General features: G+C 56.2%; 12 protein-coding genes. 2 read left to right on the forward strand and 10 right to left on the reverse strand.

From position 1 onward, the window contains the following. The 7 genes from AC1MDE_RS06210 to AC1MDE_RS06240 form a co-directional block, all read right to left on the reverse strand. Complete coding sequence (locus tag AC1MDE_RS06210; protein WP_058961912.1) at nucleotides 1–1068, reverse strand: ABC transporter ATP-binding protein; 1068 nt, start codon at nucleotides 1066–1068, stop codon at nucleotides 1–3. A 122-nt stretch (nucleotides 1069–1190) separates the two neighbouring features. Beyond that, the gene (gene olsF / locus AC1MDE_RS06215) at nucleotides 1191–2909 is read right to left on the reverse strand and encodes a bifunctional ornithine lipid synthase OlsF (protein ID WP_034828463.1); all 1719 of its coding nucleotides are present in this window, start codon (nucleotides 2907–2909) and stop codon (nucleotides 1191–1193) included. Between the two features lie 240 nt (nucleotides 2910–3149). Next, nucleotides 3150–3854 carry a proteasome-type protease gene (locus AC1MDE_RS06220; RefSeq protein WP_038644739.1) on the reverse strand — a complete coding sequence of 235 codons (705 nt, stop codon included), beginning with the start codon at nucleotides 3852–3854 and terminating at the stop codon, nucleotides 3150–3152. Nucleotides 3855–3875: 21 nt separating this feature from the next. Next, on the reverse strand, nucleotides 3876–4676 hold the full coding sequence (locus AC1MDE_RS06225; RefSeq protein ID WP_034828459.1) for a transglutaminase family protein: 801 nt from the start codon (nucleotides 4674–4676) through the stop codon (nucleotides 3876–3878). Beyond that, nucleotides 4673–5602, reverse strand: coding sequence for an alpha-E domain-containing protein (locus tag AC1MDE_RS06230; RefSeq protein ID WP_038644735.1), 930 nt, complete (start codon nucleotides 5600–5602; stop codon nucleotides 4673–4675). Before AC1MDE_RS06230 ends, AC1MDE_RS06225 begins: the two co-directional genes overlap by 4 nt. Beyond that, on the reverse strand, nucleotides 5596–7035 hold the full coding sequence (locus tag AC1MDE_RS06235; RefSeq protein WP_166933480.1) for a circularly permuted type 2 ATP-grasp protein: 1440 nt from the start codon (nucleotides 7033–7035) through the stop codon (nucleotides 5596–5598). The genes AC1MDE_RS06230 and AC1MDE_RS06235 overlap by 7 nt, the downstream gene beginning before the upstream one ends. A 125-nt stretch (nucleotides 7036–7160) precedes the next feature. Further along, on the reverse strand, nucleotides 7161–7775 hold the full coding sequence (locus AC1MDE_RS06240; protein WP_058961914.1) for a cupin domain-containing protein: 615 nt from the start codon (nucleotides 7773–7775) through the stop codon (nucleotides 7161–7163). A 253-nt stretch (nucleotides 7776–8028) separates the two neighbouring features. On the opposite strand from AC1MDE_RS06240, the gene AC1MDE_RS06245 reads away from it, so the two are divergent. Further along, complete coding sequence (locus tag AC1MDE_RS06245; protein WP_034828452.1) at nucleotides 8029–8511, forward strand: YlaC family protein; 483 nt, start codon at nucleotides 8029–8031, stop codon at nucleotides 8509–8511. Between the two features lie 171 nt (nucleotides 8512–8682). On the opposite strand, the gene AC1MDE_RS06250 is transcribed toward AC1MDE_RS06245, so the two are convergent. The 3 genes from AC1MDE_RS06250 to AC1MDE_RS06260 form a co-directional block, all read right to left on the reverse strand. Continuing rightward, complete coding sequence (locus tag AC1MDE_RS06250; RefSeq protein ID WP_058961943.1) at nucleotides 8683–10098, reverse strand: aminotransferase-like domain-containing protein; 1416 nt, start codon at nucleotides 10096–10098, stop codon at nucleotides 8683–8685. 109 nt (nucleotides 10099–10207) lie between these two features. Continuing rightward, complete coding sequence (locus tag AC1MDE_RS06255; RefSeq protein WP_479401513.1) at nucleotides 10208–12298, reverse strand: putative bifunctional diguanylate cyclase/phosphodiesterase; 2091 nt, start codon at nucleotides 12296–12298, stop codon at nucleotides 10208–10210. A 159-nt stretch (nucleotides 12299–12457) separates the two neighbouring features. Beyond that, nucleotides 12458–14560 carry a putative bifunctional diguanylate cyclase/phosphodiesterase gene (locus AC1MDE_RS06260; RefSeq protein ID WP_479401511.1) on the reverse strand — a complete coding sequence of 701 codons (2103 nt, stop codon included), beginning with the start codon at nucleotides 14558–14560 and terminating at the stop codon, nucleotides 12458–12460. A gap of 549 nt (nucleotides 14561–15109) precedes the next feature. Here AC1MDE_RS06260 and AC1MDE_RS06265 point away from each other — a divergent pair. After that, nucleotides 15110–15679 (forward strand): spore coat protein U domain-containing protein, encoded by a 570-nt coding sequence (locus tag AC1MDE_RS06265; RefSeq protein ID WP_034828445.1) that lies wholly within the window; start codon nucleotides 15110–15112, stop codon nucleotides 15677–15679. Nucleotides 15680–15706: the final 27 nt, after the last annotated feature.

The raw sequence follows: 15706 nt of genomic DNA on the forward strand, positions 1-15706 counted from the left end.
TTATGAAGGAAGAATCCAACCGTCGCGCAGCGCCACACCAAGGGTCGCGTCAACAACGGGTAAAGCGGCATCGGCCAGATGCAGCGTGATGCTGTGGTCTGGTGCCTCGATGGGTGCAACATCAATCTGGTGATGGCTGCCGCGATAGATCACTCGCTGCACGCGTGCCGCAAACTGCGGTTCACCCGGCTCAGCGAGACGGAAATCTATAGCGTGAAAACTGGCTTTGCCGTGAGGCATCGGGCGTTGGTCTGGTGCGCAGCGCAAGGTGGCACGCAGGCCGCACAGCGTGGCAAGTGCTTTGCCCTCGCTGGTCGGTTCGATATCGCTAACCGGCAGCACTTTGCCGTCATCGATAAATCCCGCCACCATCTCATTCGCCGGTTCACGCCACAGGGTTTGCGGCGTGGCGAACTGCATCACGCGGCCGCCGTCCATCACGACAATGCGGTCGGCCAGCGCCATCGCTTCATGCTGATCGTGGGTGATGTAGAGCAAGGTGGCGTGGCTGTGGCGATGGAAGCGTCGAAACTCCTCTTCCATGGTGGCGCGCAGATGCACATCGAGGTTGGCCAGCGGTTCGTCGAGCAGCACCAGCGTCGGTTTAGCGACCAGACAGCGGGCTAACGCCACACGCTGACGCTGTCCACCGGAAAGATCGGCGGGACGGCGCGAGGCAAAGTTTTCTAATCCCACCAGTTCCAGCGCCTGCTGCGTGCGGCTGTCACGCTCATGGCGCGGCACGCCGTTGACTTTCAGGCTGTAGGCGACGTTTTCCGCCACCGTCATATGTGGCCACAGCGCATAGCTCTGGAACACCACGCCGAGCTGGCGATCTTCTGGTGGCAGGTGCACGCCAGGCGCAGCAAAGCAGCGTTCGCCGACGTGGATTTCACCGGCATCAGCGGTTTCGAAGCCCGCCAGCAGACGTAATAAGGTGGTTTTGCCGCAGCCCGAAGGGCCAAGAACGGCGATGAACTCTCCCTGCGCAATCTGCAGCGAGATATCCTGAAGTACCGGCTGGGCAGCAAAGGCTTTGCTTAACCCGCGAAGTGTGATCGTTGCCATGTTTCTGGCCTTTATCTGACAGTCCGGCTAAGACCCTACGACAATCAGATGACGATCCCGTGACATCGATTTGACGTTTCCGTGCTCAAACAAAACGGGAGGCCCGAAAGCCTCCCTGCTGATTATTCGACGCTTTCAGCCTGCAGATGCATGCCGATATAGCGCTCATAGCGTGATGGCTTCACGCGTGACAGATCCACCAGCACCAGCCCGTCGATACAGTTGTTGAAATCGGGATCGCTGCCGAAATCGATGAACTGCACACCGCCAGGCTCACACACTTCCGAGTACTGCTTGTAGAGCGTGGGAATCGCGGTGCCGAGGTTCGCCAGCAGATGCTTCAGACGACGCAAGTCTTCCGCATAGTTATCACCGGTAAACTGCGCCAACACCTCCGGCAGCGAGGCCGGATAAGGACGGCGCGATTTTGCCAGCGGCAATTCAGTCGGGAAGTACATGCGGTAGAACGCCACCAGCAGATCGCGCGCCGCCAGCGGCATACCGCCGGAGATCGACACCGGACCGAACAGGTAACGGGTCTCCGGGTATTTGGCGATATAGGCACCAATGCCCATCCACAGATAATCCAGGCCGCGTTTGCCCCAGTAGGCGGGCTGGATAAAGCTGCGACCCAGCTCCAGGCCCTGATTGATGATCGGCAACATGCGCTCGTCGTAGTGGAACAGGCTATCGCTGTAGATGCCTTCCAGGCCACGACGCTCCAGCTGCTCGGCACCCGGAATAAAGCGATAAGCGCCCACAATCTCCAGCGCATCGTCATCCCACAGAATCAGGTGATAGTAATCGTCATCGTATTTATCGAGGTCACGGCGGCGACCGCTGCCCTCGCCCACCGCGCGGAAGGCGATTTCACGCAGGCGTCCGAGTTCACGCAGCAGCGGCACCCAGGTCGCGCCGTTACGACGCCACAGGTAAATCTGTTTGCCATCCGGCAGCGAGCCGAGACGCTCACTCTCCATCAGCGCTTTTTTCAGTTCGGCACGATCTTCCGGGCGCGCAATCGCCGCTTCAGTCTGGAACAGACCACGACGGCCCTGACCAATGCGATATAAGTGCTTGCGCAGCCGTTTCGCCAGCTCTTTGCCCGGCGTGTGGCCATCGTGCCAGTTGGCAAACGGGATCTGCTCGCCAATGTGCAGCTTGATGCGCGATCCACGCTGGCGGAACATCTCGCGCACCAGCATCAGCAGCGCCAGCGGTGAGGCGATTTTGGCGGCGGCATAGAACGCAAGGCTATTACGTCCGACGACGTGTGCCGGAACAATCGGCGCACGAGCACGGGCGGCCAGGCGCAGGAAGCTGTGATGCCAGCGGTTATCGCGCACACCACGGCTCGAAAGGCGCGACACTTCACCCGCCGGGAAGATAATCAGTGCGCCCTGATTGTCGAGATGCTGCTGCATGCGCGTCAGCTGTTCGCGACTGGTGCGGTTGCCCATGTTATCCACCGGCAACATCAGATTGTTGATCGGCTCCAGCATCATCAGCATGCGGTTTGCCACGATTTTCACATCACGACGCACCTGAGACACGGCCGCCAGCAGCGCCAGTCCGTCCAGCGCACCGAGCGGATGGTTGGCGACAATCACCACCGGACCGCTGGTCGGGATCTGCTCCAAATCGCGTTCACTTAATTCACAGCGCACATCCAGGTGCTCCAGTACTTGCTCGACCATATCCACCCCTTTCAGGTGGCGATAACGGTCAGCAAAAGATTGGAATTCATGTTCGCGAACCGCCCATTTCAACAGGCTTTTTTGCCAGTTCGCGGGGTGATGGCCTGGCCAGTAAGTATCGAGAAGCTGATCAACAGAAAACATCATTCACCTTTTGTGCGCAGAGGTTTATGGCACCGAAGTTAAACAGGCTTGTTTTCAGATTTATGACCAGTGAGAAAGCGAAACGGAAATAACGGGGGGAAACGCTGGGCGTTAGCCTGTAATGGCGCCGCTAGCGAACCGTACAGAGGATTGTCGAGCCAGCGAGCGGCAGAAGCCGCCCCTGAAAACACAACCACTTATCGATGGTGTGGCACCGCCCGATTCATCGTGCGTGAGCGGTTAAAGTTTTAACGGCGGCAATTGTGAGAACACACTCAACAATCCTTTACTCCACAGCTGACGAATCTGCGAAAAGTAAGGGTGCTGTTCGGTAATATGATGCTGTTCGTTATCTTTAAAGCTGTCGGTGTGATACACCATCACATCCAGCGGCAGGCCCACCGAAATATTACTCGCCAGCGTCGAGTCCATGGAAATCAGCGCACACTGCATCGCCTGGCTGAGCGGGGTTTCATAACGCAATACGCGATCAATAATCGGCTTGCCGTACTTGCTTTCACCAATCTGGAAATAAGGCGTATCCACACTGGCTTCAATGAAGTTGCCCTGCGGATAGATCTGGAACAGGCGCGGCTCTTCGCCACGAATCTGTCCCCCTAATAGCAGCGTGCCACCAAACTCTTCGCCATCACGTTTGATCACTTCACGCAGGGTTTCTCCCACCAGCAGCGCAATGTCATACAGCGAGCGCCCATTCAGCAGATTGGGCTGATCGCTGTCGTGGTTATTACGCCGTAGCAAACTCATCACGCTTTGCGTGGTCGCCAGATTACCGGCGCTTTGCAGCACCAGCGTGCGTTCATCATCCACCTGAAACACGTGTAATTTACGGAACGAGGAAATATGATCGACGCCCGCGTTGGTGCGTGAATCCGATACAAAAATCATCCCTGACGATAAACGCATTGCCACACAATAAGTCATAGTCACGCCTGCAAAAAAATATCACTGCTGCGCATGCACCTGCTGCACCGCGGCCATCGCCAGCATATCCTCACCGCCGCCACCCAGCCGCATACCGCGCACCGGACAAGCATCGAGATAATCCACACCCACCGCCAGACGTAAATGCTGGCGCGTACTGCGCGTATTGTTGGTGATATCAAAGCTGTGCCAACTGCCATCCAGCCAGGCTTCAACCCAGGCGTGAGTAGCAACGTGTTCTACATTGTCCGTATAAAGATAGCCGCTGACATAGCGCGCCGGGATCCCGAGACTGCGACAACAAGCCAGAAACACATGGCTGTGATCCTGGCAAACGCCGCTGCCCGCCGCAAATACTTTCGCTGCGGTATCACTCACCTGGGTGCTGCCAGGCTGGTACGGCATTTTTAACAGCAGCTCATCCATCAGTTTTTCCAGGCTGGCGAGCGGTTTTTCCGCGTGCCAGTAGCGCTGTGCGAAATCGCGTATCGCCGCATCGGGCAAGGTTAATGGCGTGGCACGCAGAAACACCAATGGCGAAAGGATCGATTCAGGGTCGGGGGAATACTCCCCTTCATCCAGAATTTCCACCACCCCGCGCGCGGCAATCTCAAGTTGCTGATGTGGCGTATCCAGCGTCAGCACATGCAACACGTTGCCGTAAGCATCCAGGGTGCGCGTGGCTTCACACGGCAGATCAAGATCCCATGACAGGATTTGCTGGTGCACCGAGTTTTGCGGCGTCAGGCGCAGATACTGGGTGCTGAGTTTGACCTGATGCTCATAGGCATACCAGGTTTTGTGCTCGATGTTCAGTCTCATTTCGCCTCCAGATAAGTCTGATTGATGCTTTCTGCCAGCGCATTGGTCTGCGAGAGAAAGTGATTAAGCCAGCTGTACAACCCGTCACGCGTCAGACTCTCCCAGGTGCTGAAGCGCATTTCGGCCAACAGCACCGTCACCAGATAGCGTGGACGATCCTCACCGCTGCTGCCGATCTGTTCCAGCTGGTTGGCGATCTCCTCAATGCAGGAGTGCAGCGAACGCGGGCTTTCGTTACGCAGGATCAGCATCTCATTCACCAGATCCGGCATCAGCTGCTGCTTAAAGATCGCGTTATAGGCTTCACGCGCCGACACCGCACGCAGCAAGGTATCGAGGCAGTAGTATTCCCGCACCGAATCGGGGTTTTGCTCCAGCAGTTGCTGGTTGACGCTCAACAAACGCGCGGTACCGTCGCTGCGCTCCATCAGCGTGCCGATACGGATAAAACACATCGCATCGCCGCGCAGCAAGGTGCCGAACATCGCGCCACGAAACAGGTGAGAACGCTCTTTAACCCAGTCAAAAAAGCTGTCAGCGTTGGCGCTGGTGATGCCGCGTCGCCGCATGTTACGCATCTCAATCCACGTCGAGTTGATGCTCTCCCACACTTCAGACGACAGACTGCCGCGCACCGCGTGCGCATTGTTCCACGCCTCCTGCCAGCAGCTAAAAATGCTGCTGGGGTTACGATCATCAAGAGCGAAAAAGTTAAACAGCTGCGGCATGGTGAAACGCCCGTTGAGGGTTTCAAACAGCTGGCGCGTGCCGGTGAGATTGAGCGGCAACAGCAGCTCATCGGTTTGGCTGTTACGCACCGGCATCAGCGAAAGCCGGTTGGTGACATCCAGCACCCGGGCAAGTTGTTCTGCGCGCTCCAGATAGCGCGCCATCCAATAGAGGCCACTGGCCGTGCGGCTTAGCATGATGCGTCATCCTCCAGAACCCAGGTGTCCTTGGTGCCACCGCCCTGCGATGAGTTCACCACCAGCGAACCTTCGGTCAGCGCCACGCGGGTTAAGCCACCCGGCACTAAACGAATATCCGCACCGCATAAGGCAAAGGGACGCAAATCGATATGACGCGGCGCCAGGCCGTTGTCGATAAACGTCGGACAGGTGGAGAGCGACAGCGTGTCCTGCGCGATATAGTTTTCCGGGCGTGCTTTCAAACGATCGCGAAAATCACTCAGCTCCTGCTGGCTGGCCACCGGGCCAATCAACATGCCGTAACCGCCAGCGCCGTGTACCTCTTTCACCACCATTTTGCTGAGATTGGCGAGGACGTAAGTCAGATCCTGCGGCTTGCGGCACTGCCAGGTCGGCACGTTGTTGAGGATCGGATCTTCATCCAGATAGAAGCGGATCATGTCGGGCACGTAGGGATAGATCGATTTGTCATCGGCCACGCCAGTGCCAATGGCATTGGCCAACACCACGTTACCGGATCTATACACCGACAGCAGGCCCGGCACGCCGAGCATCGAATCGGGACGGAACGCCAGCGGATCGAGGAACGCATCATCAACACGGCGATAGATCACATCGACTTTGCAAGGCCCGGCAGTGGTGCGCATCATCACCGCACCGTCTTTGACAAACAGATCGGCACTTTCCACCAGCTCAACGCCCATCTGCTGCGCAAGGAAACTGTGTTCGAAGTAGGCGCTGTTGAAGCGGCCCGGCGTCAGCACCACTACCACCGGATCGTTGACCGGTGAGCTTTCGCGCAGGGTTTGCAGCAGGTGAGAAGGATAGCGTTCTACCGGGGCAATATGCTGCTCGACGAACAGTTCCGGGTAGAGGCGCATCATCATCTTGCGGTTCTCCAGCATGTAGGAGACACCAGAAGGCGTGCGCAGATTGTCCTCCAGTACGTAGTACTCGCCGTCGTTGTTGCGCACCATATCTACACCGGTAATGTGCGCATAGATGTTGCGGTGCAGATCGACACCTTGCATGCAGGGCTGATATTGATCGTTTACCAGCACCTGCTCGGCAGGCACGATCCCCGCCTTGAGGATGTGTTGTTGATGGTAGATATCATGCAGGAAGGCATTCAGCGCCTGCACGCGCTGGCGGATGCCGCGATCGAGCATCGCCCATTCACCCGCCGGAATAATACGCGGTACGCTGTCGAACGGGATGAGCCGTTCTGCGCCGCCATCGTCACCATAGACATTGAAGGTGATGCCCACACGATGAAACAACAGTTCCGCTTCTTCGCGCTTACGCGCCACGGCCTCTTTGTCCGCCTGTTGTAACCACTCCCAGTAATGCTGATAGTGCGCACGGTGTTCGCCGTTGCTCAATAACATCTCATCATAGAAGTGTGACGCTATCTGGTAGCTTTCTTTCATGATTTACCCGGCGCTTGTCAGAGGACCTGGATCCTCTCCTGCACAAAGTGTGCCAGAGGCTCACGCCCCAAACGGCACACGCACCCCGATAGCGGAGCAGCGCCGAATAACACTCAGATTGCACCTTACTGGTGCATTAACTGCTGCGCAATTGGCAGCCAGATATCCGTCATCGCTCCATCGCCCCCCGTGAAAGGATCGCGATGCGGCAAAGGTACGCGCGCGATCTGATCTTTCGCCGCGCGTAAACGAGAAGGTTCATCACGCACGGTTTCCGGGGACATTCCTTCAGGATAGGCGCCAACGGCGAAAAAATCGTCTGAGGCGAACACCTGTTTATGGCCGACACCGGCGGGGATCAGCACCGCATCCCCCTCACGTAGCGTCACCATGCGGCCGCTATCGCCGCCAAACAGCACTTCCGCCCAGCCCGACGCCACGCCTAGCACTTCATGGGTGTTGGGATGGTAATGGGTATAAGGGAAGATCGGCGCGCGCCATGCGGCAGGCCAACCGTTGTCGGTGAAGGTTTTTTCAAACCAGGCTGCGCTGTCGCTTTGCAGCTCTTCATCATAGTCAGGCGCAATGCCGGGCCAGATGATCAGCGGCAGTAGGTTGTTCGGGACGCCGCCCGAGGGCACCGACAGCATCAGATGCTGCGGGTTATTCGATGAACCTGCTGAAAAGGTACCGGCGGCGAAAGACATCAGTAACAGCAGGCTGGAAGTGTTGGCAGTCATACTCTTTCTCCGGGAAGCCATGTTGCTTAATTGTGGCAAAGCCCGAGGGCATTGCAATGTGCGCCCACCAACAAAATTCACATAAAAGAAGGATTTACCTTACTAAAGCCAAATTACCTGGCAACATATTTAACATTTTGTGGCGCCGGAAAAGCGGCTAATAAACTGTTATAAAAAAACACCCGGGATCTGTGTCTGATTCACTTCACTGTTATGTGATTAACTGGCAGGCAGTAACATTCAGAGGTGAACTATGGAAGCGATCAAACAAATTCTGCTCGATGAAATCGCCACGCTTAACCGTGAAGGCCAGCGCGATAATCTGCCACGCTTTAGCTTTTCATTCCTCAAAACCCATCCGGGGCTCTGGGCGATCATGTATCTGTGTTACGCGCTGTGCGTGGCGCTGATCTTCTCCACCGAGATGCTTGGCTGGCCCGCGTTCTGGTTCGCTACCGCCTTTGTATTGGTGATGAGCTTCCTGATGCTGATGGATATCAACCCGAAATACCGTTTTGAGGATATCGACACGCTGGATCTGCGCGTCTGCTACAACGGTGAATGGTATTACGTGCAGCCGGTGTCTCAGCAGGCGCTGGATAAGATCGTGGAAAATCCCGGCACGCCTGACCGCGTGCGCAGCGGCATCGATCGCCTGATGAAGCAGAAAGGCGAAGTGGATTTTTATGATGTTTATTACCTGACATGGGGCAATAAACAGGCGGCAACTATCTGATGAATATCGCCTTGCACAAGATGCAAGACAGCACAGGCTACAAAAATCTGACGCGATATTGTTAGATTGCCCTGCAGGTACAACCGGCACATCGGTGACAATTCAGACTGACCATATTGGTAATCCTTTGTGGTCAGTCGTCTCAGGGGCCAACATTTTGCGACAGAGCCGTTAAGCCGACTCCAGCTGAGCAATCAATTTCCCTAACGTCTCCACCGCCGCCTCGGCGCGCGCATCCCACGGCCAGGCGGTGTTGAAGCGGAAACAGTGGCTGAACCCTTCACTGCCCGAGAACAGCTGACCGGGCGCGATACTGATGCCCTCTTTTAACGCCAGATGATACAGCTGCGTGGTGTTGATCTGCTGCGGCAGCGCAATCCACAAGAAATAGCCGCCTGGCGTATCACTGATCTGCGCGTCAACAGGCAGCACACGACGTAAAGCCTGCTGCGCCAGCTGCTTACGTTTTGCCAGCGTTTGGCGCAACTTCTTTAAGTGCGTGTCGTAACTACGGGTGCTGAGGAAGTCGGCTAATGCCAGCTGCATCGGCGCGCTGGTGGAGAGCGTGCTCATGAGCTGAATACGCTGTACGCGCTGAGCATAGCGCCCGGCAGCCACCCAACCGACGCGAAATCCCGCTACCAGATTCTTGGAAAAACTGCCGCAGTGCAGCACATTCCCCTCGCGATCAAAAGCTTTGGCAGGCAAAGGCTTGTCGTGGCCGCTGTAGAGATCGCTGTAAACGTCATCCTCAATCATCGCGACCTGGTAGCGCGACAGCAGAGTGACCAACTGTTGTTTTCGTTCAGCGCTCAGGGTAAAGCCCAGCGGGTTTTGTCGGTTAGTCATCAGCCAGCAGGCTTTGACCGGCCAGCGTTGCAATGCCTGCTCCAGCTCGTCGAGATCGATGCCCTGCTCAACATCGCTGGCGATGGCTATCGCATTCAGTTTCAGCCGCTCAATCACCTGCAAGGCGCCGTAGAAAGAAGGATTTTCAATCACCACCCAATCACCGGGTTCGGTCACCGCTTGCAGGCTGAGGTTGAGCGCTTCCATCGCGCCGTTGGTGATGACGATATCGTCCGGCGACAAGGTGATGCCCTGCTGGGCATAACGTTGCGCCAGAATTTTACGCAGCGCTTCGTTGCCGGGCGGCAGGTTATTTAAGGCATCACTGGGTTTCAGATTGTGCGAGACCTTGACCAGCGAGCGCATTAACTGACGCTGCGGAAAGAGTTCGGGATCGGGAAAGGCAGAGCCAAACGGCATGATGCCAGGGTCACGCGTGGCTTGCAGCACATCAAACACGAAACTGTTGGTGTCCGCCTGCTCGGTTTTGGCAATCGCCTGTGTCGGCAGACGCGGGCGGCTTTCGCCAGCTCGTGGCGCAACGTAGTATCCGGATTGCGGTTTTGACAGGATCCAGCCCTGACTTTCCAGCACTTCATAAGCGTGCATCACCGTCATCAGGCTAAGGCCGCTCTGTTCAGCCTGCTGACGTAATGACGGCAACTTTTCACCCGGCGGCCAGATGCGCGCTTCGATCTGCGTCCGAAGCTGATCGACCAACTGCTGATATTTCGCCACCCTGGCTCCGATGTTGGAAATGAGTGCGGCTATTTTCCCTCACCCTGGCCCCCTCCCGCAAGCGCGAGAGGGGATGGTTGGGATGGGGGCCATCACCGCACAAAAATCCTTACGGCAACTGCACCAGTTGCTGCTCATTTTCGACAAAATTCGGCAGTTCGTGGATGCGTTCTGGCGGCACCGGTTTGCCCAGCAAATAACCCTGCAAGGTATCGCAACCCAGGCCGGTGAGGAACGCTTGTTGATCCTGCGTTTCCACCCCTTCCGCCACCACTTTGAGATCGAGCGACTGCGCCAGTGCCACAATGGCAGAGACAATGGTGGCATCTTCAGATTTCGCCTGCAGTTCATTGACGAAGGCGCGGTCAATCTTCAGCTCACTGGCGGGCAGACGCTTGAGATACAGCAGGCTTGAATAGCCGGTACCGAAATCATCAATCGAGGCTTTCACGCCCATATCCGTTAGTTGCGTCAGAATTCGCACACTCTCTTCCGGATCGCGCATCGCGGTGGTTTCCGTCACTTCCAGCGTCAGCAATTCGGCCGGTATCTTGTGCTGAGCCAGCGCCTGGGTGACGGTTTCTACCAGGTTGCTCTGCTCAAACTGCAGCGCGGAGAGGTTCACCGCCACCGACCAGTGTGGATGGCCCTGCAGATGCCAGCAGTGCAATTGACGGCAGGCTTCGTTAATCACCCAGTTACCGATGTTGATGATCATGCCGGTCTTCTCGGCAATCGGCAGGAATTTGTCCGGTGCCAGCAAACCGCGCGTCGGATGTTCCCAGCGCAGCAGTGCTTCAAAACCGAGAATCGGACCGCTCGGCGCACAATATTTTGGCTGGTAGAACAGACGCAACTCTCCGTTATCCAGCGCTTGCCACAGATCGTTATTGAGCTGTAATTGCGACTGCGCCAGGGTATTCATCGATGGCTGGAAGAAGTTGTAGCCGTTGCGGCCGTTGTTTTTGGTGTGGTACATCGCAGCGTCGGCGTTAAACATCAGCTCGCGCTCATCTTTGCCGTCGCCAGGATAAACCGCGATGCCGATACTCAGCGACACCACCAGCTCGTAGCGTGAAATATCAAACGGACGATCGACCGCTTTCACCAACGCATCCGCTACCGCTGCGGCGTCATTGGGCTCATCGATTTCGATCAGCAGCACGAACTCGTCGCCACCCATGCGTGCCAGGGTGTAGTGCCCTTTCATCTGGCTGATCATGCGCTCGGCCACGGCAATCAGCAGGTTGTCACCCACATGGTGACCAAAGGCGTCATTGACCGCTTTGAAGCCATCCAGATCCATAAACATCAGCGCAAACTGCGACTTCTCGCGATTGGCTTTGTTGATCGATTGCTCCAGACGATCTTCCAGCAAAATACGGTTTGGCAGGCGCGTCAGGTTATCGTGCAGGGCCAGTTGCGCCAGCTCGCGGTTGGCTTCCGCCAGCGAGTGCGCAAGGATGGAGGTGCGCGCTTGCAGGCGTGCATCCAGCATCGAAACCAGCAACGTAATGCCGAGGATCGCCAGCGTTACCACGGTGACCACAATCGCCAGCCAGTTGCTGTTAACGCCCATGTGCGTGGCATGACTCATCATCGGGAAGCTGGCCGCGGCCATACCGGTGTAGTGCATACCAGCAATGGCGCAGCCCATTACCACCGAAGCACCCAGACGCAGAATGGTCACGCGACCATGTCCTTCGCGCAGGTTAAAGGCGAGCCACAGTGCCGCGCCCGATGCCACCAGCGCAATCACCACTGAAGCGGCAACCCAGCCCCAATTCCAGACGATGCCCGGCGCAAACATCAGCGCGGCCATGCCCATGTAGTGCATGGCGACCACGCCGGAACCGAGCACCAAAGCCCCGCCCGTTAAGCGCCGCCAGGATAAATCATGCGATGAGCACACCAGCCACAAAGCAAAAATCGACGCCAGGATCGCCACCGCCATTGAGGTGGCGGTCAGCAGCGGATCGTAGCTCATCACCATATCCAGGCTCATCGACAGCATGCCGATGAAATGCATCGCCCAGACGCCCACGCCCATGGCGAATCCACCGCCTAATAACCAAACCAGCGCCACCTTGCCAGTTGAAGAAGCCACGCGTCCCGCCATATCCAGCGCGGTAAACGAGGCCAGCATCGCCACCAGAATGGAAACGATGACAGTAAACGAATCGTACGAAGTCACTAACATAGTGATTTCCCAAGTTAAAGCCGTTATCAATCAGCTGTGGTGTTATGAAAAAAAGTCAAGGCTATAGGTTTTATTGTGTGTTTTATCGGCAGTAACACTGCCGATTTGAGTCTTTGAACGATGAAAGCTTCCGAAGCGGAAGAAAATAAAAATGATTTATCAGGCGTTGGTTAAGGGCAGCGGGTGCTCAGCAAACAGCGGCGGTGCATTAAACACAGCGGTAAATTCACCGATACGCTCCGCCGGTGTTGGCTTGCCCAGCAGATAGCCCTGCAGCGTGTCAAAACCGAGCCCGGTCAGCAGACGCTGCTGTTCCTCGGTTTCTACCCCTTCGGCCACCATGCGCAGATTGAGACTTTGTGCCAGTGTCAGCATCGCGCTCACGACGGTGGCGTCCTCGCTGTCGGCACGCAGGCTGTTAATAAAGGCGCGGTCGATTTTCAGTTCGGTGGCTTCCAGATGTTTCAGATGCAGTAAATTGGCATAGCCGATACCGAAGTTATCGATCGCCACTTTCACGCCGAGTTGATGCAATTCTGCAATGCGTTGCTGGCTGAACTGCGGGTCGCGCATCGCGATATTCTCGGTAATCTCCAGCATCAGCGCCCCCTCCGGCAGCTGATAGCGCAGCAGTGCATGACGCAAGCTGTCGATGAGATCGCGCTGATGGAATTGCAACGCCGAAAGGTTAACTGACACGCTCCAGTCGCGGTTGCCTTCATCGTGCCACTGTTTTAACTGACGGCACGCTTCGTTGATCACCCAATTGCCCAGCGCCACGATTTGCCCGGTTTTCTCCGCACGCGGCAGGAACATATCCGGCATCAGTAATCCGCGACGCGGATGTTGCCAGCGCAGCAGCGCTTCAAAGCCCATGAGCACCGTGCCGCCTGCGCGGAATTTTGGCTGATAAAACAGGCACATTTCCTGGTATTCCAGCGCATTCCACAAGTCATTCGCCAGCGCCAGCTGATGCTGTGCCACGGCGCTCATCATCGGTTCAAACAGACACCAGCCGTTTCGGCCGCTGTGTTTGGTGTGATACATGGCGGAGTCGGCGTTGAACATCATCTCCTGCTGGCTACGACCGTGCTGCGGGAACACCACGATGCCGATACTCAACGACACCCGCAGTGAATAACGATCCAGTTCAAACGGCGCATCAATCGCATTCACCAGCTGCTGCGCCAGCGCCGAGGCTTGCAAATCATTGTATTGTGGACACAGCAGCACAAACTCATCGCCACCCAGTCGCGCCAGCAGCACGCCCTCGCCCAGCTGCACGCGCAGACGTTCGGCGACCGCGATAAGCAGGCGATCGCCCACGTGATGGCCCCAGGTATCGTTGACGGCTTTGAAGCCGTCGAGATCCATAAACATCAGTGCAAAGCTTTCATCCTGTAAGGTGGCTTGCTTGATCTGTGCCGTCAGCTGCTGCTCCAATAACACGCGGTTAGGGAGCGAGGTGAGATTGTCATGCATCGCCAGTTGGCGCAGTTCGCTATTGGCACGCTTGAGCTTGGCCGCCAGACGCGCGGCGCGCAGCTGGGCATCCAGCATGGAAACTAACAGCGTGAGACCAAGAATGGACAGCGTGATAATGGTCACCCACACCGCCAGTCCATCCTCACTGATGCCATGATGCTGCTGCATGGTGCTCGGCATGCTGTACTCCGCCGCCGCCATGCCGGTGTAGTGCATCCCGGCGATGGCAATGCCCATCACCAGCGCGGCACAGACACGCATAATCCACACGCTCTCGCCCTGGCGCAGATGAAACGCCAGCCACAGTGCCGCCCCCGAGGCGGCATAGGCAATCACCACGGAGAGCGCGACCAATGGCATGTCCCAGCGAATCGCCGGTTCAATCATTAAGGCATTCATGCCGATGTAATGCATCGCCACCACGCCGCTGCCGAGTATCAGGGTGCCACTTATCAGCCTACGCGGGGTCAGATGGCTGCCCTGAACACCCTGCGCGAAGGCAAAGATGGACGAGAGGATCGCCACCATCAGGGAAAGCGCGGTGAGAGTGATGTCGTAACGCATGGTCATCGGCATCATCATCGCCAGCATGCCGATAAAGTGCATCGCCCAAATACCAATGCCCATCGCGGTGCCACCGCCAATCAGCCACATTTTCGCCAGGCAGCCGCGTGAAACCGCGACGCGTCCGGCCGTATCCAGTGCGGTAAACGCAGCAATGAAGGCCACGATCAATGAAACCGTGACCAGAACGCTATCCCAGGTAACCAGCAGCATGTGCGCTCCTAAACTCAGCCCGCTGCGGAGCAGGTGCTGTATCGTCAAAAAAGTTCAAAGAGTTCGAGAACATTGATTAAGGGTGAGTAATGACCGCACGCAGTGAGGCAGAGGAAGGAGCCGATCCAGATAATTCTGGAAACACCGCGCTATGTTTTTTGTTTTTCATCGTCTGTCGCAGTCAGAAAAATTAATAATATCTGATTAATGCACGAACATAGCATTGAACGGTTAATCGCGGTAGAGGGTTAAATCACTCGCTGTTTAGTTTTTTTAACCTGTTGTCACCCCTTGCGATTACTGAGTTATCGGCGAAAAGTGTGAATTGATTAATGAAAAATCTAAGCGCAACGTCCCAAGTGTTGATTTGCTGATCTATAGTAAAGAAAACTGATATAAATCATTAACCCACCATCTAAGAATATTCCTAGATGTCGGGCACTTACGCGGTTAAGCCGATCGTGGCTCTTGTTTGAATTCGGATTCGTTTACATAAATGAATCACCAGGTGAAAAAGCAATGACCTTGGATAATCAGTAAGGAATGATTATGAAACTCAAGCTTTTTCTTTTGGCGTCCAGCCTGAGCGTAGTGCTCGCCCCTACCGCGGCTTTTGCCGCCACCACAACGGGAACCATTAATGCGACCCTGACCCTGACCACCGGTTGTCTGGTGAATGGTCAGTCTGCCACCACAGGCGTCAACTTCGGTACCCTGAACTTTGGTAGCAGCGCCGCAACCTTCGATACCCTGAACGCCACGCTGGTCGGCGCATCGGGCAACGGTATTTATGTTCGCTGCACCACCGGCCAGACTTTCAACGTGCAGGTCACCAGCAGTAATGCTGCACCGGCGACCATTTACGGCACCGTCAGCGGCCAGCCGCGCTATCTGATTCTCGGCTCCAACAATACCCAGGGCATTGCCTATACCCTGTATAGCGATGCGGCGTTTACCACCGCTATCGCCAATAACACCAACATTGCCGCCAGCGGCACCACAGATCCGACCTTAGGCACCAACTATGCCATTTACGGTCGTGTGGTGGGGGGCGGATTTAACCCATTGATCCCGGCAGGTACTTACACCGATACCATTAACGTTGCGGTGAACTACTGAGGTCAGTAGTGGAGTAATCAGGGTGGC

The organism is Pantoea folii (assembly GCF_056678875.1).